We start from the raw sequence: 21,211 nt of genomic DNA on the forward strand, positions 1-21,211 counted from the left end.
TGCTCCTCATCGGCGCGGACAAAGCTACCCCGCGCGGATCAGAAGAACAGGGGAGTCGGATTGAGTCGCTCGTACGGCGTCGCCTCCGGCAGCCGTCCCAGGCGGACAGGCACGTCGTAGAGGCGGCCGGGAGCGAAACGCGCCCAGATGTGGCGCAGGCCGGGCACCACGACCTTGACCACGGGCATGCCGATGTCCGGGCGGGTCTGGTCCACCACCAGCACCTCCAGGCCGAGCCGCCGGGTGAGGTCCCGGATGTGGTCCAGGTCCTCCAGCAGGTCGGTCCGCGGCCGGTAACCGTAGTCCGCCGCGGTGCGAGGGGCGAGTTCCCGGTCCGGCAGGAGGTAGGGCTGGTTGGCCACGGTGCTCTCCCGCCACCACCGCCGGAAGTGTGGGTTGGACAACCCGTATCCGGTGCCGTCCGCGCGGACCTGCGCGACGGCCGGCATCAGCTGGCCCAGCTCGGTCACCGCGCGCCAGAGGGCGACACGGGGATCGAAGTGCGCGCCGAAGCCGAACATGATGTCCTCCTCCGGCTTGTCGGTTCGCCGCGAGATCGCGCCCATGACCGGGATGTCCAGGTCGGCGGTGAGGTCGATCACCCAGAACTCCCGATTCGCGCGCCGGTAGTGCTCCCGCAGGTCCGCCAGCCAGGGATCGTCGAAGGAGTCCAGGTCGACCGCCGGCTGCCGGGTGCGGTTGTACCACCACAGCGCCACCGCGTCCCGCTCCACCAGCTCCAGGAACCCCTGGAGGATGGCGTCCTCCAGGCTGCCGCCGGCGGCGCCGCCGTTGGAGTTGGCGCGCATCGCCGGGTGGGGCGCGTCCCCGCGGTAGTAGAGCAGATCCGTCGGGACGAGGCGCCGGCGGTCCCAGGTCAGGGACCACACCGGGGTCCAGTCGATCACCTCGTCGTCGCGGAAGGGCTCGGGAATGTGCTGGAAGGGCATCTGGGCGGCGTTCCAGCGGTCGCGCTCCCGGTACTGCCGGGGGTGGAAGAGCTGGCACTCGTCGGGGTGGACGGCGGGGGCGCCGAGGCAGGCGAAGGTGTCGCGGACGGTGGGCTCGTCACCGAAGCGGGACCCGCAGTAGCGCTCCACGGCCTCGCAGAGGGCCCCTACCTTGGCCTCGAACGCGGTGCGGCCCTTGCCGCCGCTCTGCTGCCGGAGCCCGGCGCGGATCATGGAGAGCCGGTCGGCGCCCAGCGCCCGGTTCGGCCCGGACAGGTAGCTGTGCAGGAACGGCGGGCACCGCGGGTCACGGACGATCTTGTCGGTGATGCCAGTGATGGGGTCGACCAGGTGGTGGTACTGCTCCCAGACTTCCTCGGCGCCGACCGCCCGATGAGAGTTGCCGTCGAGGACGCTCTTGGGGCGGCTGCCGACCACGATGGGCTGCCACCCTCGCTTGGCGACCAGATCCGGGTCGCCGCAGGCCGGGCACTGCGGCCGGCGGGTGAGCTTGTGGTGGGCGGACTCCAGCGTCAGGGTGTCCAGCGTCCAGACCGCTTCGGTGAGCCCGGTGTCGCAGCCCGCCAGCCACTTGGCCGTCTCCAGCACGGCGAGCTGCGCTCCGATGGCGCGGGTGGCGGGCAGCGAGGTGTCAGGCGGCCTGATCGCGGCGCCCGCCTCGGCCAGCTTGCTCACGCAGGCGTGCCCGGGCCGCTGTGCGCGCAGCCGTGAGGCCAGGCAGGCCCAGCACGGGCCGGCTCCCGGCCGGAACAGCGGTCCCACCCAGACGTCGGCCCCGGCCGGCTTGGCCAGCAGCCAGGGGCGGCCCGCGGCGAGGTGGCGGGCGTTGACGTCCTCGAGCGCGGGGTCGAGGTAGTCGTCGCAGAGCACGAGAGTGAACCGCCCGGCCTGCCATTCGTGGCCGGTGGTGAGCCCGGCGGCCCGGCAGGCCTCGGCGACCTGGCCGGCGTCGACCTCGCCGAGCGTCTCGACGTACACGACGGCCTGCCGGGAGCGGGCGCGCTCTTCCTGGTCCACGCCGGCCAGGTCCCAGTAGGCCTCCGCCGAGGCGTCCTCGCCCGAGCCGGGGTGGCGGTAGCCGACCAGGTTGGCCGCGGCCAGCTTGCCGAGCACCTGTCCCACGGCTTCGGCGGAGAGAGCGGGTGACATCGCTTCGCACACCTCGGCCAGGGTGTGGCTGCCGTCAAGGAGCGGCGCGAGCTGTTCGATCGCCTGGCCGGACAGCGCGTACGTGCCACGTGTGGACGTGACGTAGACGGCCTCGCCCGGCACCGTCGCCGCGCTCACGTGCCGCTTGAAGCCGATCAGTGGCGCCGCTCGCTCGCTCACGGTCACCGCCTCCCGCTTCGTGCCCGCCCGGCTCAGATCCGCTCTGCCGGCTCGATGTGCGCCGTGGGCAGCGCCATGGCGAAGGCGTCGGAGCGGTCGAGGTCCTCAATGGTCAGGTCGGCGGCGAGCGGGTCCTTGCGGCAGGCCTCCGCCAAGGTGGGATCCATCCAGCTCCGCATGACGAGCTCAGCGTATCGCCAGTCACGCTGTGCAGGCAGAGAAGCGCAGATCGACATGGTTTGCCTTTCTCGGCGATTGGCCCGGTGGTTTCCGGTAACCCGGTGGCTTCCACCAAGAAGATGCGGGCAGCCCGCCCGGTCTGCACAGTTCTATGGTCACTTTCTCGGATGTGAATTTTTCACGCCCGCTCACTTGGGTTTGGGGGAGAACCAACCGGCTTCGATGGCGATGCGGATGGCGTCGACGCGGTTGCGCGCGTTGAGCTTGGTGGTGATCCGCGTCAGGTGGTTGCGTACGGTGCCGACCGACAGGTGCAGGCTGGCCGCGATCTCCGGTGCCTCGGCCCCTTGCGCGGCCATCTCGAGCACCTCGATCTCCCGGCTGGTGAGCGGGTTCTCCCCGACGTCCCAGGCCGTGAGCGCCAGCTGCGGATCCACCACGCGCCGCCCCGACGCCACCGCCCGGATGGCGGTGGCCAGCTGGTCGGAGGGCGCGTCCTTGAGGATGAAGCCGGAGACGGAGACCGACAGGGCGCGGCGCAGCGTGCCGGGACGGCCAAGGCCGGTGAGGATGAGCGTGCGGCAGGACGGCAGCTCCTTGTGCAGCAGGCCGGCGGCCGTCAGGCCGTCCATCTTGGGCATGTCGATGTCGATGACCGCCACGTCCGGGCGCTTTTCCAGCGCCGCGGGGACGATCTTGTCTCCGGTGTCGACTTGCGCCACCACGGTCAGGTCGTGCTCCAGCTCCAGGAGCGCGGCGAGCGCGCCGCGAACCATGTGCACATCCTCAGCCAGCAGCACCTTCAGCACGGTCACTCACATCCTGGGACGGTGCCGGTACGGCGACACTGAGGTGGGCCCCTCAGGCGCCCCGTCCAGCCTGCTCAAGAGCCCTGAACTCCCCGACATCGACGATGACTGAGTCGTCGAGTAATTTGCAATCCTTTACTGATATTTGTGGTAGTTGAGAATGTAGCGCGTCAGGGCTCGGGAGCCTCCATGGAGCTGGGGACCTCCGCGGTCAGCCGGTACCAGCCGTCGTCGGCCGCGATCGTCAGGCGGCCGCCCGTGCTCGCCAGCCGCGCCTCCAGATCGTTCAGCCCGCTGAAGCGCGGGGAGAGCCGCTCGCCCGCGACCTCGTCGTCGCGCATGTCCAGCCGGAGGGTCCGCTCGTCGCCGGTGACCTCGATACGGCAGCGCCGCGCCGAGCTGTGCCGCAGCACGTTCGTCACCGCCTCCCGCAGGACCAGGGCCAGCAGCGCGTCGGGGCCCTTGGGCAGCTCGCCGACGGCGACGTCGGTTTCGACGCTGATCCCGGCCGCGATCAGCATCGCCTCCGCCGAGCGGATCTCCGTGGTCAGCGACATGTTCCGGTAGCCGCTGACCATGGTCCTGATGTCGGCCAGCGCCCGCCGGGCGGTCTCCAGGACGAGCGCCATCTGGTCGCGTGCCCGGCCAGGCGCGTGAGGCAGGAGCCGGCGCACCAGCTCGGTCTTCAGGACGATGGCGGTCAGGTTGTTGTCGACCACGTTGCGCAGATCGCGGGCGAGCCGCAGCCGCTCCACCCCGACCGCTGCCTCGGCCAGTTCGGCCTGCTTGGCGTCCGCGTCGGCCACCAGCGCCGCCAGCTTGCTCATGCCGTACACCACCAGGCCGGTCACGAGGCTGGAGAGCGTGAGGTAGCCCATGAGCGCGTTGGGCAGCGGCCAGGTCAGCGCGAGCAGGACCGCCCCCAGGCCCGCGTACGCCGGCCACCGCCACGGGCGGCTCAGCAGCAGCAACACCGAGCCGGCCAGGAAGCCGGCCATCGACCCCCACGGCCGGCCGACCCAGAGCAGCGGCGCGAAGGTGGTCAGGGCCTGCACGCCGAGGCCGGTCAGCCTGAGCCACGCCGGCCAGCGGCCGGGCCACCCCAGGGAATGAATCCCCTGCTGCAGGAACACCGCCAGCACGCACATCACGGCGCCGGCGCGAGCGAGCCCGGACATCGGGAGCGCCAGAACGTTGATCAGGATGACCGAGGTGTAGCCGATCAGCACCACCGATAACAGCAGGAACGCCGGCGCCGGTCTCCAGCCGGCGGTCAGGCCGGCCCGCCAGGACCGGTCATACCACAGCCGCAGCAGGGGCGGACCGCCCGGGTGGTCCTCACGCGGCGGCTGGCGTGCGACCGCCTCCCGGCGCAGGGGCACCTCGGCGATGAGGTGGAACCACCCTTCTTCGACGTCGGTCCGCACCGTCAGCTCACCGCCGACGCCGCGCAGCCGGCTCATGAGGTTGTCCAGCCCGTGCCCGCGCCGAAGGGTGGCCGGGACGGCGCCGACGCCGTCGTTGGCCACCAGCACCCGCACCGTCCGGCCGTCCGGACCGTCGTGCTCGCCGGCCTGAATGACGCAGCGCTGCGCCTTGCTGTGCCGCAGCACGTTGGTGACCGCCTCCCGCAGCGCGATGGCCAGCACGGTCTCCAGCTCCGGAGGAAGGCTGGGCAGGGACACCTCCGGCCTCGCCTCGATCTCGGCCGACACGAGGGTCGAGGACACCGATTCCACCTCGGCCTCGAACGACAGGTGGCTGTAGCCCTCCACCACCGACCGGATCTCGTCCTTGGCCCGGTCCGCGATCCGCCGTGCGCCTTCCAGCTCCGCCAGCGCCTGGGCGTGATAGGCCGGGAGCAGGCGAAAGACCAGCTCGCACTTCAGGGTCAGCGCGGACAGGTGGTGGCCGATCAGGTCGTGCATGTCCCTGGCGATCTGGAGGCGCTGGCGGTGGACCGCCATCTGCGCGAGATCGCCGCGTGCCGCCCGTGCCGCGGTGACCAGTGCCCCAAGGGAGCTGAGGCCGTAGGCCACCAGGCCGCTGAGCAGCGCGAAGGCGAAGCCGTAGGCAAGGGCGAGCAGGCCGGCCTCGTAGCGGGCGTACCCCAGGGGGACGGTGCCCCCGATGGCCAGGAACAGCGCCCGCCCGAGCCGGCCGGGCACGGCCAGCAGGCAGGACCCGGCCAGGAGCGGCACCAGGGCGAAGGCCTGCAGGCCGACCCAGAGCACCGGGACATAGGTCGCGGCGCCCTGCACCGTCAGGGTGAGCGCGCGGGTCCCCGGCGGCCAACTGCGCGGAGCCAGCACGGAGTGGGCCATCTGCGTGCCGAACACCACGACGAGACAGACCACGTAGCCTGCCATCGCCACGCCGCCCGGCGCCGGGCCGTACAGACCGCCGAAGACGTTGATCACGGCGATCAGCTCGGTGCCGAGCAGCCACCCCAGCATGACCAGCAGTGCCACCCGAGTACCCAGCACCTCGGCGGCCGTGGGCCTTGTCGGCCTGAACCGCCGGGGAATCAGCCGTAACGCCGACTGCGCTGATCCACTCCCATCCACCCGTTCTCCCCCGATTTGGGGCGCACTGTCGGATGGAATTTATCCCACTTGAACGGTATTCGCGAAAGCAGACGTGCGAGCCCGATCGGCGATGAGCGAGGCGATGATGTCGTCCAGGCTGTAGCGGGGGCGGAAGCCGATCCGCTCCCTGGCCCGTGAGCAGTCCGGAATCCGGCGCAGCATGTCCTCGTAACCGGGACCGTACGCCTCGTCGTAGGGAACCTTGATCACGGTGCTCCGTGAGCCGGTCGCGGCTATGACCCGCTGCGCCAGGTCGGCGATCGAGATCTCCTCGCTGTTGCCCAGGTTGTACACCGTGCCGTGGGCGCCCCGGTCGTTCATCAGCGCCACCAGCGCGGGAACCACGTCGAGCACGTGGATGAACGACCTGACCTGCTGGCCGTCGCCGAACACGGTGATCGGCTCGTTGGCGAGAGCCTGCTCGACGAACCGGGGGATCACCATGCCGTAGTTGGGGCTCTGGCGCGGGCCCACGGTGTTGAAGAGGCGGACGATCACCCCGCTCACGCCGTACTCCTGGGCGTAGAGGTGGGTCAGCGTCTCGTCAAGCGCCTTGGCCTCGGCGTAGGACCACCGGTTCACCAGCGGCGAGCCGATGATCCGGTCATCGTCCTCCGACAGCCGATCGGCGGTGTTCTTGCCGTACACCTCGCTGGTGGAGGTGACCAGGATCGGCACCTCGTACCGCCGGGCCGCCTCGAGCATGGTCTGCGTGCCATGCAGGTTGGTGTGCAGGCTGGACAGGGTCTTGCGCAGGATGGTGAAGACGCCCACGGCCGCGGCGAGATGGTAGATCGCGTCCACGCCCGCCATGCACGAGTCGACCACGTCGCTGTCGCAGACCGACCCGTAGACGAAGCGCACGCGCCCGTCGAGGTTGCTCAGGCTTCCCGTGCTGAGATCGTCCAGGACGACCACCTCGTGGCCGAGGGCCAGCAGGTGGTCCGCGAGGTGGGAGCCGATGAAGCCGGCTCCTCCCGTGATCAGGCAGCGCACAGTCCCGTCCTCTCCGCCTGGGTGAGCGAGCCGGCGAAGCGGTAGGTGGGGTCCACCACCAGCGGGCAGTCCGCCACCCAGCCGTAGTCGTGGCCGGGGTGCACGGTGTGCACCAGCGCCAGATCCCAGTCCGGCCCGGCCGGGTGCGGCACGCTGGTCATGACCGAGCCGCCCGGCAGCACGACTTGGGAGACCAGCGGATCGTGGTAGGCGACCTTCGCGCCGCGCTCGGCGAGCAGTTCGATGATCTCCAGGGCCGGGGAGGACCGCACGTCCAGCACGCCCGGCTTGTAGCTCACCCCGACGACGACGATCCTGGTGCCGGCGAGCCCGCGACCCGCCTGCGACAGCGCTTCCTGCACCTGGCCGACGACCTTGGCGGGGCGCTCGGCGATGGCGGTCATCGCCCGGTCCACCAGGGGAGCGGCGCCCCGTCTCTCCCGCAGCTGCCACAGCAGGTAGTGCGGGTCGCAGGGGATGCAGTGGCCGCCGACGCCGGGGCCGGGGTGGAAGGCCATGAACCCGAACGGCTTGGTCGACGCGGCGTCGATGACCTCCATGGGGTTCAAGCCGAGGCCGGCGCAGATGTCGGCCATCTCGTTGGTCAGCGCGATGTTGACCGCCCGGAAGGTGTTCTCGTACAGCTTGCTCATCTCGGCGGCCTCCGGCGAGCTCACCCGGTGCGCGATCGGGGAGATCACCTCGATCACCCGCGCGGCCATCTCGGTGCACCTCGGGGTGACCCCGCCGACCACCCGCGGGGTGTCACGCTGGGTGTGCGTCACGTTGCCGGGGTCGATGCGTTCGGGGCTGGAGGCGACGAAGACGTCGGTGCCGACGGTGAGGCCGCGCTCGGTCAGCGGCTCGACCACCAGGCGGGCGGTGGTGCCGACGAAGCTCGTGGAGGTCAGGATCAGCGTCTGGCCCGGCCGCGCGTGCCGTACCAGCGCCTCACATGCGGCCCTCAGCGGGCGGAGGTCGGGCACGAGGTGGCCGTCCACCGGGGTGGGGACGCACACCATGACGGCGTCGGCCGCGGATATGTCGCCCGAGTCGGCGGTGAGGACGAAGTCGCGGTGGCGGAGGGCTGCCGCCAGCTGGGTGCGGTCGGACTCGACGAGGTCCACGACCTGGTTCCGGATCGCCTGCAGCCGGTCGGGGTCGCGGTCCACGCCGATCACCTTCAGGCCGGCCGCGTGCAGTCCGAGCGCGGTTGGCAGTCCCACGTACCCCATGCCGATAACCGCGACCGAAGAAAGCCGCCTTGTGGCGGAATTCTCGGGCATGGGTCTCCTCAGGTTGAGCAGGGCATCGTCAGGAGTGGATTGTTGAGGAAACAGAGCTCGTGGAAGGTGTTGCCTCAAAATCCGTTGTCCCGAAATTTCGGGGGCTTTGCGGCAGAGCGTAAGAACGGCCGATTGCGATTCCCACCCCTATCCCGGCGCGTTAAGGGTGCCCACCCTCACAGCACCAGGCGCACGAGCTCGAACGCCTCGGCGAACTCGGTCGCCACCTGTGAGCCGCGGTACTCCGCCAGCGCTCGCACCCCACGCTCGCTGCGCGAGTTCGGCCAGCTCTCCACCTCGCTCCCGTAGGCGCGCAGTGCCTCCAGCTTGGCCTCCAGGTGCCGTTCCGCCAGCGGCTGCCAGCAGTTGGGGCGGAAGGAAGGCAACCCCGACGCCTCGCCGCAGTCGGTGGCTGAGCGCACCTCGAAGCACCGGATCTCCCGCACGCTGCTGCGTCCGGGCCGGCTGGCGATCCGCGCCGCCCTGCTCACCAGCTGGTGGTCGTGGTTCAGGTCGCTCATGCTGGTCGTGAACACCATGTCCGGCCGGAACTCGCGGACCTCCCGCTCGAAGACGCGGTTGATCTCCAGCTGAGGGACGGTGTCCAGGCGGTTGTCGCCGAAGTTGTGGACGGTCACCTCCTCGATGCCGAGGATCTTCGCCGCCTTCTCGATCGAGGAGGTGCGGTCGGTCACGCCCACGCCCGTCGGGCATCGTGAGCCGTCGTCGCTGGTGAGAACGGCAAGCTTGATCACCACGCCCTCGTCGGCCAGCATGGCCAGGGTGCCGCCGGCCCCCAGCGTCTCGTCGTCGCCATGCGCGACGGCGACCAGCAGCCTGGTTGTCTGTCTGTGCATAGGCGCTCTTTCCTGTGCGGGTGTCCCCCGATCCTTGGGTACGCGGTGGAGCGGGTGGTGGGAAACCCCTTCCGTGGTGTGCGCGCGACTCTAGGGGTCCGGGTTCTTAGGGGTAGGTGGGTTCCGGCGCCCCGGCTACAGTGCGAAATTGCCGAATTTAGGGATATTCCAGCGGCTGTCCACCTTTGAATCCGCAGGAATTGAGGGTCACGTGAGCATGTCCGACAACCGGCTGGTCGATGCGCTGCGTGCGTCGCTGAAAGAGGCGGATCGGCTGCGCGAGCAGAACAGAAGACTCACCGAGGCCGCCAGGGAGCCGATCGCGATCGTCGGCATGGCATGCCGTTTCCCCGGAGGAGTGGAGACGCCGGAGGACCTGTGGCGCCTGCTGGCGGAGGGCGGGGACGCCGTCGGAGAGTTCCCCTCGGACCGCGGCTGGGACCTGGAGCGGCTCTACGACCCCGAGGGGCGCCGGCCCGGCTCCACCTACGTGCGCGAGGGCGGGTTCTTGCACGACGCCCCGTACTTCGACGCCGACTTCTTCGGCATCAGCCCGCGCGAGGCGCTGCTCATGTGCCCGCAGCAGCGGTTGCTGCTCGAGGTCTCGTGGGAGGCGATCGAGCGCGCCGGCATTCCGCCGCACAGCGTCAAGGGCGACCCGGTCGGCGTCTTCGCGGGCGTGATGTACCACAACTACCCGGGCAGCTACGGCTCCTCGGGCGTGGTGTCCGGCCGGCTGTCGTACACCCTCGGACTCGAAGGCCCGGCGGTCACGGTGGACACCGCCTGCTCCTCCTCGCTCGTCGCCATCCACCTGGCCGTCCAGGCCCTGCGCAACGGGGAGTGCACGCTCGCCCTGGCCGGGGGCGTCTCCGTGATGGCCACCCCCCGCACCTTCGTGGAGTTCAGCATCGACCGCACGCTGTCCAGCGACGGCAGGTGCCGCTCCTTCGCGCAGTCGGCCGACGGCACCGGCTGGTCGGAGGGCGCGGGGATGGTGCTCCTGGAACGCCTGTCGGACGCACGCAAGAACGGGCACCCGGTGCTCGCCGTGATCCGGGGCAGCGCGGTCAACCAGGACGGCGCCTCCAACGGCATGACCGCCCCCAACGGACCGGCGCAGCAGCGGGTGATCCGCCAGGCCCTGGCCAACGCGCGGCTCACACCTGACCAGGTGGACGCCGTCGAGGCGCACGGCACGGCCACCGTCCTCGGCGACCCCATCGAGGCCGAGGCGCTCCAGGCGACCTACGGCAAGAGCCGGCCGGAAGGCAGGCCGCTGTGGCTGGGCTCGATCAAGTCCAACCTCGGCCACACGCAGGCGGCGGCCGGCGTCGCCGGTGTCATCAAGATGGTCATGGCCTTGCGCGGCCACCTGCTGCCCAAGACCCTGCACGTCGACGAGCCGACCCGGCAGGTCGACTGGTCGGACGGCAGGGTGCGGCTGCTCACCGAGCCCGTCGCCTGGCAGCGGAACGGCGAGCCGCGCCGTGCCGCGGTGTCGTCCTTCGGGATGAGCGGCACCAACGCGCACGTGATCATCGAGGAGGCGCCCGAGACCGAGCAGGAAGAGCGCGGTTCGTGGCCGGGCGACCCGATTCCCCTGGTGGTGTCCGGCCGGAGCAGGCACTCGCTCGCCGCCCAGGCCGCACGGCTGCGTGACTTCCTGCGCGAACGGCCTGACCTCGCCCCGGCCGACATCGCCTGCGCCATGGCCACCACCCGCACGGCGCTGGAGTACCGCGCCGCCGTCATCGGGCACAGCCGCGAGGACCTGGAGCGCGGGTTGACCGAGCTCGCCGAGGGCGCGTCCTCCGCCTCCGTGGTGGAAGGGGTGGCGCGCGGCGACCACACGACCGCGTTCCTGTTCACCGGTCAGGGTTCGCAGCGTGTGCGCATGGGCCGAGAGCTCTACGCGGCCTTCCCCGCCTTCGCCGCCGCCTTCGACGAGGTGTGCGACGCCCTGGACGAGCACCTCGACCGTCCCATCCGCACGGTGATCGACGGTGACGCCGAGACGCTCGATCAGACCGCCTACACCCAGGCCGGCCTGTTCGCGCTGGAGGTGGCGCTGTTCCGGCTGCTGGAGTCGCTGGGCGTGCGGCCGGACTTCCTCGCCGGCCACTCCATCGGCGAGCTGAGCGCCGCGCACGTCGCCGGCGTGCTGTCGCTGTCCGACGCCGCCGCTCTGGTGACGGCCCGGGGCAAGCTGATGCAGGCGCTGCCTCCCGGCGGGGCGATGGTGGCCATCCGGGCCACCGAGGAGGAAGTCCGCCCGCTGCTGACCTCCCGGGTCGGCATCGCGGCCGTCAACGGCCCCTCCTCCGTCGTCGTCTCCGGGGACTCGGCCCACGTGCAGGCGCTCCTCGACGCCCTGCCCGGCCGCCCCGCCAAGCACCTGCGGGTGAGCCACGCCTTCCACTCGCCGCTGATGGAGCCCATGCTCGCCGAGTTCCGGCGGGTGGCCGAGCGGCTCACCTACCACCCGGCGCGCATCCCCGTGGTCTCCTGCCTGACCGGCCGGCAGGCCACCGACCAGGAGCTGTGCTCGCCGGACCACTGGGTGCGGCACGTCCGTGACGCGGTCCGCTTCCACGACGCCGTCCGGTGCCTGCGCGACAACGGCGTCGACCGGTTCGTCGAGCTGGGGCCGGACGGCACCCTGTCGGGCATGGCCAAGGCCGCCATGGGGCCGGAGGGCTCCGCCGTCGTGGTGCCCGTCCTGCGCCGGGATCGCCCGGAGGTCCACTCGTTCACCGCCGCGCTGACCGAGCTGCACGTGCGCGGACCCGCGCCCGACTGGCGGCCGTTCTTCAGCGGCCGTGGGGCCAGGCCGGTCGACGTGCCGACCTACGCCTTCCAGCGGCAGCGGTTCTGGCTGGAGCCCGCGTCGGGCGACGGCGACGCGGCCACGCTCGGCCTGGAGTCCGCCGAGCACCCGCTTCTCGCCGCGGTCACCGCGCTCGCCGACTCCGACACCATGGTGCTGTCCGGACGGCTGTCGCTCTCCTCCCACAAGTGGCTGGCCGACCACGCGGTCGGTGGCGCGGTCCTGCTGCCCGGCACCGCCTTCGTCGAGCTGGCCATCCAGGCCGGGCATCGAGCCGGCTGCCGCCGCCTGCGCGAGCTGACCCTGCACGCGCCCCTCGTGCTGCCGGAGCGGGGCGCCGTCCAGATCCAGCTCATCGTCGGCGCCCCGGACGGCTCCGGTGCCCGCCCCGTCGGCATCCACTCCCGGTCCGGCGACGCTCCCTGGGTACGGCACGCCACCGGCACGCTGGTGGCCGACCACGGCGTCGCGCCCTTCGAGCTCACCGCCTGGCCGCCGCCCGGAGCCGAGCCGATCGCCGTCGAGGGCATGTACGACGAGCTGGCCGCCCACGGCCTGGCCTATGGACCCGCCTTCCGCGGCCTGCGCGCCGCCTGGCGCCGCGGCGACGAGGTGTTCGCCGAGGTCCGCCTGCACGACCGGCAACGGGAATCGGCCGAGTCCTTCGGCCTCCACCCGGCCCTGTTCGACGCCGCCCTGCACGCGATCGGGCTGGTGGAGGGCACCACCGGCGACGGTGAGCGGTTCTCCCTGCCCTACGCCTGGTCCGATGTCGCCTACTTCGCCGCGGGCGCCTCGGTGGCGCGTGTCCGGGTGCGGCGGGCCGCGGAGGGCGCCATGGCCCTCGACATCGCCGACGCGGCCGGGCAGCCCGTGGCCACCGTGGGCGCCTTGACGATGCGTTCCACCTCCGGCGCGCACTTCGCCGCCCCCGCCTCGCGCGACGCCCTCCACGTGGTCTCCTGGATCTCGCTGACGCTCCCGGACGCCGGCCCGCTGCGCATCGCCGGCATCGACGGTGCCGCCGAAGGCGAACCGGCTCCCGACGCGATCGTGGTCAGCGTGGCCGGCGGCCGGGACGCGAGGGCGGCACGGGAGGCGACCCGGCGCGCCCTTGCCGCCGTCCAGCGCTGGGCGGGTGACCAGCGCCTGAGCGCCGCCCGGCTCGTGGTGCTGACCAAGGGCGCGGTGGCTCTCCCCGGCGAGGACGTCGCGGATCTCGGCGCCGCCGCGGTGCACGGTTTCGTCCGCGCGGTGCAGGCCGAGCACCCGGGCCGGGTGATCCTCGTCGACAGCGACGACGAACGTGCCGCACTCGATCTGCTGCCGGGCATCGTGCGGGCAGGCGAGTCGCAGGTCGCGGTCAGAGACGGCGGCGTCATGGCGCCGCGGCTCACCCGGGTCGCACGAGCCGAGGAGAGCGGGCCGCGGTGGGACGGCGAAGGCGCCGTGCTGATCACCGGAGGCACCGGCGCGCTGGGCCGCCTGATCGCACGGCACCTGGCCGAGCGGCACGGCGTGAAGCGGCTGCTGCTGGTCAGCCGGCGGGGCCCGGCCGCGGAGGGTGCGGCCGAGCTGGTCGGCGAGCTGGCCACGCTCGGCGCGCAGGCCGAGGTGGTGGCCTGCGACCTCTCCGACCGGGGCGCGGCGGAAGAGCTGCTGGCCACCCGGCGGGTGAGTGCCGTGGTGCACGCCGCCGGGGTGCTGGACGACGGCGTGGTCTCCGCACTCACCCCGGACCGGCTGGACACCGTGCTCGGTCCCAAGGCCGACGCCGCCTGGCACCTTCACGAGCTCACCTCCGACCTCACCGCCTTCGTGCTGTTCTCCTCGGCGGCAGGCGTGCTCGGAGCCGCGGGCCAGGCCAACTACGCGGCCGCCAACGCCTTCCTGGACGCGCTGGCCGTACACCGCAGGGCCAACGGGCTGCCCGCGCACTCGATCGCGTGGGGCCGGTGGGCGCTGGCGGACGGCATGGCCGGCCGTAGCAAGGCCGGGGTGCCGGCGCTGGCGGAGGCGGAGGGCCTGGAGCTGTTCGACGCCGCGACGGCGGGCGCCGACGCGGCCGTGCTGGCGATGAAGCTCGACGTCGAGGCCTTCCGTACCCCCGACGGGGAGCTGCCCGATGTGCTGCGCGGCCTGGCGCCCTCGCTCCGGCGTGCCGCCGGCTCGGCGCAGGCCGGCGCCGAATCCCTGCTGGGCCGCCTGGCCCGGATGCCGGCAGAGGACCGCCGCGCCGCCCTGCTCGACCTGGTGCTGAACCAGGTCGCAGAGGTGCTCGGCCACGGCTCCGGCGAGCTGGTCGACGCCGATCGCGCCTTCAAAGACCTCGGCTTCGACTCGCTGACCGCGGTCGAGCTGCGCAACCGCCTGGCGGCGGCGACGGGCAGGCACCTGGAGGCCACCCTCGTCTTCGACTACCCGACGGCCACCCAGCTGGCCGGCCACCTGCACGAGACGCTCCTCGGCGAGCTGGCCGAGACCGGCCAGGACGAGCAGGTCACGGCGGTGGCCGACGACGAGCCGATCGCGATCGTGGGCATGGCCTGCCGCTACCCGGGCGACGTGAACAGCCCGGAGGACCTGTGGCGGCTGGTGTCCAACGGCGAGGACGGGATCACCCCGTTCCCGACCGACCGGGCCTGGGACATGGACTACTGGCTGGAGCTGCTCAGCGCGGTGGGCACCAGGCCGGAGGGCGGATTCGTCCGGGACGCCACGGACTTCGACGCCGCCTTCTTCGGCATCGGCCCGAACGAGGCCCTGATGATGGACCCGCAGCAGCGGCTCCTGCTGGAGGCGTGCTGGGAGGCGATCGAGCGGGCGGGGCTGGATCCGCTGTCACTGAAGGGCAGCCAGACCGGCGTGTTCGCCGGCGTCATGCTCGGCAGCTACGATCCCGGCCCGGTGAGCATGGGCGAGCACGACGGCATCCACGTCGGCACCGGCTCGCTCGCCAGCGTGGTGGCCGGCCGCGTCGCGTACGCGCTGGGCCTGGAGGGACCGGCGATGTCGGTCGACACCGCCTGCTCCTCCTCGCTCGTCGCGCTCCACCTGGCCGTGCAGGCGCTGCGGAACGGCGACTGCTCCCTGGCGTTGGCCGGGGGAGTCGCGGTCATCTCCTCGCTGGAGCAGTTCGCGCACTTCGGCGAGAGCGGCACGGCCGCCGACGCGCGGTGCAAGCCCTTCTCGGCGTCCGCGGACGGCGTCGTGTGGTCGGAGGGCGTCGGCGTCGTGGTGCTCGAGCGCCTGTCGGACGCCAGACGCCACGGCCACGAAGTGCTCGCCGTCGTACGGTCCACCGCGGTGAACGCCGACGGCGCCTCCAACGGCCTGACCGCGCCCAACGGCCGGTCCCAGGAGAGGGTGATATCCCGCGCCCTCGCCCTGGCCGGGCTCACGCCCGCCGACGTGGACGTCGTCGAGGCGCACGGCACCGGCACCAGCCTCGGCGACCCGATCGAGGCCAACGCGCTGCTGGCCGTATACGGGAGGAACCGCCCCAGCGAGCGGCCCCTGTGGCTGGGCTCGATCAAGTCGAACATCGGGCACACGCAGGCCGCCGCCGGCGTGGCGGGCGTCATCAAGATGGTGCAGGCGTTGCGGCACGGGCAGATGCCGATGAGCCGGTACGCCGAGACCCCCACCCCGCACGTCGACTGGTCATCCGGCGCGGTCAGGCTGCTCACCGAAACCCGGCCGTGGCCGGAGCTGGACCGGCCCCGCCGCGCCGGGGTGTCCTCGTTCAGCTACAGCGGCACCAACGCGCACGTCATCCTGGAGCAGGCACCCGAGCCCCCCGAGCCGGAGCGGAGCGAGCCCACCCGCGAGGCGGACGCCCCGGTCCTGCCGTGGGTGCTGACCGCGCGGACGGCGGAGGCGCTCCCGCTCCAGGCCGACCGGCTCCGCTCCCACCTCGCCCGGCATCCCGGGCTCGACCCGCTCGACGTCGGCTACTCGCTGGCCAGGCGGCGTCCGCAGTTCGGCTACCGCGCCGCCGTCGCCGGCTCGACGCGCGAGGAGCTGCTCGCCGGGCTGTCCGCGCTCGCCGCCGGGCGGGAGACGGCAGCGGTCGTGGTGGACCGGGCACGGCCCAGCGGCAAGATCGCTTTCCTCTTCCCCGGCCTCGGCGCCGTGCGGCCCGGCCTCGGCCGTGACCTGCACGCCGCGTTCCCCATCTTCGCGCACGCCTTCGACGAGGCCAGCGAGCGCTTCGACCGCTACCTGGACCGGCCGCTGCGCGAGGTGCTGTTCGCCGAGCCGGACTCGGTCCTGGCCCAGCTGCTGAACCAGCCCGCGTTCGCCCAGGCGGCGCTGTTCACGGTGAGCGTGGCGCTCGGCCGCCTGCTGGAGTCGTGGCAGGTGCGGCCGGACTACCTGCTGGGGCACTCCGCCGGAGAGGTCGCCGCCGCGCACCTGGCCGGCGTGCTGTCCCTGGACGACGCCGTCAAGCTGGTCGCCAACCGCGGCCAGCTGATGCAGGAGCTGCCGCCCGGCGCGATGGCGGTCGTCGAGGCGGACGTGGCGGACATCGAGCCGGAGCTCACCGAGCTGACCGGCATCGCGGCGATCGACGGGCCGCGGACGGTCGTGATCTCCGGCGACGCCGACGAGGTGGCGGAGATCGCCGAGCGCTGGAACGGCCGCCTCCTGCCGCATGCGGCGGGCGAGCACTCGCCGCTGGCCGAGGAGGTGCTGGAGGACCTCCTCCAGGTCGCCGAGCAGCTGAGCTACGAGCCTCCGCGGATCAAGCTGGCCTCCACCGTGACCGGATCCCTGGACGCCGACCTGACCGACCCCGAGCACTGGGTGGCCAACTGCCGCGAGCCGGTGCGGTTCCTCGATGCCGTGCGGACGCTGGAGGGCGAGGGAGTCACCCGGTTCCTCGACCTGAGCCCCGGCGGCACGCCGGCGGCCACCGCCCTCGGCGAGGGCGCCGAGGCGTGGCCGGTGCTCGCCGACGGCACGCCCGAGGTCATGGCCGTCGGCCTGGCCGCGGGGCGGCTCTACGTTGAGGGCCACGGCGTGGACATGACAAAGCTCTACGCCGGCCACGGCGCCAGGCGGGTCGAGCTCCCGCCCTATGCGTTCTGCCGCAAGCGGTACTGGCCGGACGTGGACATGGGCGCCGTCAGGGGCACCGCGGGCATGGCGCCGACCGGGCTGGACTCCACCGACCACCCGCTCGTCGGAGCGGCGATGCAGGTGGCCGACTCCGGCGAGGTCGTGCTCTCCGGCCGGCTGTCCCTCGGCACCCAGCACTGGCTCGCCGACCACGCGCTCGGAGACACGGCGGTCTTCCCCGGCGCCGGGTTCGTGGAGCTGGCCGTGCGCGCCGGTGACGAAGCCGGCTGCCGCCGCCTGGAGGACCTCACCCTGGAGGCGCCTCTCGTCCTGCCCCCGGAGGGCGGGGTCCGCGTGCAGGTGGTGGTCGGCACGCCTGACGGCGACGGCCTCCGGCCGGTCAGCGTGTACGCGCGTCCGGACGAGGACGGCGCGCCGTGGACCCGGCATGCCCAGGGCCGGCTGGCGGCCGAGGGCACGCCCGAGCCGGACGGGCTCACCGCCTGGCCGCCGCCCGGCGCCGAGCCGATCGACGTGGACGGCCTGTACGAGGAGCTGGCCACGGCGGGCCTTCGCTACGGCCCGGTCTTCCGCGGGCTGCGCGCCGCCTGGCGGCGGGGCTCGGAGGTCTTCGCCGAGGTACGGCTCGGCCAGGAGGCCTGCCACCTCGCCCGACGGTTCGGCCTGCACCCCGCCGCCCTGGACGGCGCGCTGCACGCCGTCGCTCTGGCCGAGAGCGTCGAGGTCGACGGCGGCCTGCCGTTCGTCTGGTCCGGCGTCGAGCTCTACGCCACCGGCGCCACCGCGCTGCGCGTGCGGGTGACTCCGACCGGGCGTGACACCGTCTCGCTGCTCCTGGCCGACCAGGCCGGCAAGCCGGTGGCCGCGGTGGAGTCGCTGGTGCTGCGCGCGGCGGGCGACCCGGCCGGCGCGCAGGCCGCACGCGCCGTGCCCGAGTCGCTCTTCGGCTGGACCTGGACCAGGCTTCCCAGCCGCACGCCCGTCCCGGCCACGGGCCGGTGGGCGGTGGCCGGCGGCGGAGCGCTGGACCTGCTGCGGGCGGCCGGCGTCCCCGCCGTCGACTTCGACGGACAGGTGGAGGCCGACGTGGTGGTGCTCGACCGCACCGGGCGGGCGGCGGACGGTCCAGAAGCGGTTCACGAGACGGTCGGCGAGACCCTGACGCGGCTGAGGACCCTGTTCTCCGGCACCCACACCGTGCTGGTGCTCACCAGCGGAGCGGTCGCGGTGGGCGAGGAGGACGTGACCGACCTCGGCGGCGCCGCGATCTGGGGCCTGGTGCGCTCGGCCCAGTCGGAGAACCCGGACCGGATCCGCCTGGTCGACATCGACGACAGCCCCGACTCCTTCCGCAGGCTGCCCGGCGTGCTGGCCGGTGACGAGCCGCAGGCGGCCATCCGCTCGGGCGTCGTGCACGTCGCCCGGCTCACCCGGCCGCCCGTCGTGGCCGGCCCGCCGTACCAGACCTTCGACGGCGGCGGCGCCACGCTCCTGACGGGAGCCACCGGAGCGATAGGCCGGGTGCTCGCCCGGCATCTGGTGACCGCGCACGGCGTGCGACGCCTGGTGCTGCTGTCCCGCCGCGGCGAGGCGCCAGGCCTGGTCGCCGAGCTCGCCGGGCTGGGCGCCGAGGTCACGACGGTGGCCTGCGACGCCGCCGACCGGCAGGCCCTGGCCAGGGTGCTGGACGAGCACCCGGTGACCGCGGTGGTCCACATGGCCGCCGTGATCGACGACGGCACGCTGGGAACGCTGTCGGAGGACAAGCTTGCCGCGGTGCTGCGGCCCAAGGTGGACGCCGCCTGGCATCTGCACGAGCTGACCAAGGACCGGCCGCTGACGGCCTTCGTGCTCTTCTCCTCCGTCGCGGGACTGCTCGGCAACGCCGGCCAGGGCAACTACGCCGCGGCGAACGGCTTCCTGGACGGTCTGGCCGCGCACCGTCGCGCACACGGGCTGCCCGGCCAGTCCCTCGCCTGGGGCCTGTGGGCCGGCGCCGCCCTCGCCGAGACCGATCGGGCCCGGATGGCGCGCAACGGCATGGCCCCCCTGCCGGAGGAAGAGGGCCTGCGGCTGTTCGACGCCGCGGTGGCGCGGCCGGAGAGCCTGCTCGTGCCCATGAAGCCGGCCATGGGCGGACAGTTCGACGGCGAGCACGTCCCGCCCGCCTTCCGCGCGCTGGTGACGCCCGGACGGCGCACCGTCTCGCGCGCCGGCGCATCCGAGGCCGATGCCGCCGGGCTGCGTGGCAGGCTGGCCGGACTGGCGCCGGAGCAACGCGAGAAGACGCTGCTGGATCTGGTGCTGGAGCACGCCGGCGCCCTGCTCGGCTACGGCGAGGACGAGACGATCGAGGCCGACCGGGACTTCCTGGAGTCCGGCTTCGACTCGCTGACCGCGGTCGAGCTGCGCAACAGGCTCAACGCCGCCACCGGGCTGCGGCTGCCGCCGACCGTGGTCTTCGAGGACAAGACGCCGGTCGGGCTGGCCGCCCACCTGGCCGCCGAGCTCGACGCCGACCCGGCGGAGCCGGTGCGCGCGGAACCGGCCGGCTCCGCGCACGCCGACTCGGTGCTCGACCTGTTCCACGCGGCGGTGCGTGCCGGTCGCGTCGAGGACGGCCTGGCGCTCATGGGGTCGGTGGCCAACCTGCGGCCCACCTTCTCCTCGGCCGCGGAGATGGAGCGGCTGCCGGCCCCGGTACGGCTCGCCGACGGCGGCAAGCGGCCCCACCTGATCTGCCTGTGCACGCCGGCCGCCGTGGGAGGCGCCTACCAGTTCGCGCGGCTGGGCTCGTGGTTCCGCGGCCGCCGCAGGGTGTCGGTGGTCGCGATGCCCGGATTCGCCGCGGGCGAGCCGCTGCCCGACTCGGCCGGCGCCGTCTTGGACGTGCTCGTGCGAAGCGTGCTCGCCGCCGCGGGCGACGAGCCGTTCGCCCTGCTCGGCCACTCGTCGGGCGGGCTGTTCGCGTACGCGACGGCCGGACGGCTGGAGCGTGAGGGGCGCCCGGCGGCGGGCACCGTCCTCCTGGACACCTACCCGGTCGCCGATCAGCAGGGCGCGCGGATGGCCGCTGATCTCGCCTTCGACGTGGCCGCCGCCGGACTCGACCGGGCCGAGCGGAACGGCCACGGCGACCAGGCGGCGCTCACCGCGATGGCCCGGTACATGACGCTGCTGCCCCACGTCGAGGTGACCGGCATCGCCACGCCGACCCTGCTGCTGCGCCCCGAGCGCCGCTTCGCGGGCCGTGCCGAGCAGGCAGGGGAGGACTGGCGCACCGGCTGGACCCGGGCCACCGCCGAGGCCGGGATTCCGGGCGACCACTTCAGCATCGTCGAGGACGACGCGCCGACCACCGCGGCGGCCGTCGACGCCTGGCTCGACTCGCTCGGCTGAGAGGACCCATGCGTGTACTCGTCACCACCGACGCCGTGGCGTCGCGGCTGTACAACCTGGTGCCCACGGCGTGGGCCCTGCGGTCGGCCGGTCACGAGGTGTGCGTGGCAGGCCCGCTGGAGACGGCCATCAGGGGCAGCGGGCTCACCGCCGCCCCGGCCGCGGACGTGGTGAGCTTCGCCCGCGTGTGGCGGCCGGACCTCGTGCTGTGGGACTCCCACGTCCAGGCGGGCCCCGCCGTGGCGGAGCGCATCGGTGTGGCCGGCGCTCGGGTGCTGTCCGCCCCGGACAGCGGTGGGCACTCCCCGGCCGGTCTGACCATCGACCCCCTCCCCGGCAGCGTGCCGGTCTCCGGCGACCCGGGGCGCCGGGTGATCCGGCATGTGCCGTACGACGGGGTCGCCGTCACTCCCGCCTGGCTGCGCAGGGAGGCGAGGCGCCCGCGGGTCGCCGTCAAGGTGGGCCGGGCGGCGATCCAGGAGGTCCTGGCCGCGGTGGCGGGGCTGGACGTCGAGGTGATCGCGATCCTCGCCGCCGACCAGGTCCCGCCCGGCACGCGGATCCCGGGCAACGTGCGGCTCCTCGACCACCTCTCGCTGACCGTGCTGCTGCCCGCCTGCTCCGCCGTCGTCCACGACGGCGATCTCGCCACGGCCGCCGCCGCGGTCGTGTACGGCGTGCCGCAGCTGGAACCGCCGCTGACCGCCGGGGACCTCGGGTCGCTGCTGGAGGACCGGGCGGCCCGGGAGCAGGCGGCACGGCGGCAGCGGGAGATGCTGGCCCGGCCCGGTCCCCACGACATCGTGCCCGACCTGGAGGAGCTGGCACATGCCCGATCTCGTTGAGGTCGCCGAGGCCATGCCGCCGGCTGAGGACGTCAC

General features: G+C 73.0%; 9 protein-coding genes. 2 read left to right on the forward strand and 7 right to left on the reverse strand.

Annotated features, from left to right (window positions below):
- Positions 1 to 38: 38 nt before the first annotated feature.
- The 7 genes from BSB02_RS18565 to BSB02_RS18590 form a co-directional block, all read right to left on the reverse strand.
- The gene (locus tag BSB02_RS18565; RefSeq protein ID WP_206184764.1) at positions 39 to 2,300 is read right to left on the reverse strand and encodes a TOMM precursor leader peptide-binding protein; all 2,262 of its coding nucleotides are present in this window, start codon (positions 2,298 to 2,300) and stop codon (positions 39 to 41) included.
- Between the two features lie 32 nt (positions 2,301 to 2,332).
- Positions 2,333 to 2,467 carry a hypothetical protein gene (locus tag BSB02_RS43020; protein ID WP_276206338.1) on the reverse strand — a complete coding sequence of 45 codons (135 nt, stop codon included), beginning with the start codon at positions 2,465 to 2,467 and terminating at the stop codon, positions 2,333 to 2,335.
- 201 nt (positions 2,468 to 2,668) lie between these two features.
- Positions 2,669 to 3,289 carry a response regulator transcription factor gene (locus tag BSB02_RS18570; protein WP_084960282.1) on the reverse strand — a complete coding sequence of 207 codons (621 nt, stop codon included), beginning with the start codon at positions 3,287 to 3,289 and terminating at the stop codon, positions 2,669 to 2,671.
- 170 nt (positions 3,290 to 3,459) lie between these two features.
- Positions 3,460 to 5,760 carry a sensor histidine kinase gene (locus tag BSB02_RS18575; RefSeq protein ID WP_084960238.1) on the reverse strand — a complete coding sequence of 767 codons (2,301 nt, stop codon included), beginning with the start codon at positions 5,758 to 5,760 and terminating at the stop codon, positions 3,460 to 3,462.
- A gap of 135 nt (positions 5,761 to 5,895) precedes the next feature.
- Positions 5,896 to 6,873 (reverse strand): NAD-dependent epimerase/dehydratase family protein, encoded by a 978-nt coding sequence (locus BSB02_RS18580; RefSeq protein ID WP_084960239.1) that lies wholly within the window; start codon positions 6,871 to 6,873, stop codon positions 5,896 to 5,898.
- Positions 6,861 to 8,159 (reverse strand): nucleotide sugar dehydrogenase, encoded by a 1,299-nt coding sequence (locus tag BSB02_RS18585; RefSeq protein WP_084960240.1) that lies wholly within the window; start codon positions 8,157 to 8,159, stop codon positions 6,861 to 6,863. Before BSB02_RS18585 ends, BSB02_RS18580 begins: the two co-directional genes overlap by 13 nt.
- A gap of 176 nt (positions 8,160 to 8,335) precedes the next feature.
- Positions 8,336 to 9,016, reverse strand: coding sequence for a PIG-L deacetylase family protein (locus BSB02_RS18590; protein ID WP_084960241.1), 681 nt, complete (start codon positions 9,014 to 9,016; stop codon positions 8,336 to 8,338).
- Positions 9,017 to 9,233: 217 nt separating this feature from the next.
- Here BSB02_RS18590 and BSB02_RS18595 point away from each other — a divergent pair, with 217 nt between their 5' ends.
- Both BSB02_RS18595 and BSB02_RS18600 read left to right on the forward strand, forming a co-directional pair.
- Entirely contained in the window at positions 9,234 to 20,330 is an 11,097-nt protein-coding gene (locus tag BSB02_RS18595; RefSeq protein WP_084960283.1) for a type I polyketide synthase, read from the forward strand.
- A gap of 8 nt (positions 20,331 to 20,338) precedes the next feature.
- A complete protein-coding gene (locus BSB02_RS18600) occupies positions 20,339 to 21,175 on the forward strand; it encodes a nucleotide disphospho-sugar-binding domain-containing protein (protein ID WP_084960242.1) in 837 nt (278 codons plus the stop codon).
- Positions 21,176 to 21,211: the final 36 nt, after the last annotated feature.

This window comes from Thermoactinospora rubra (genome assembly GCF_002093975.1).
In the GTDB taxonomy this organism is placed as follows: Bacteria; Actinomycetota; Actinomycetes; order Streptosporangiales; family Streptosporangiaceae; genus Nonomuraea; species Nonomuraea rubra_A.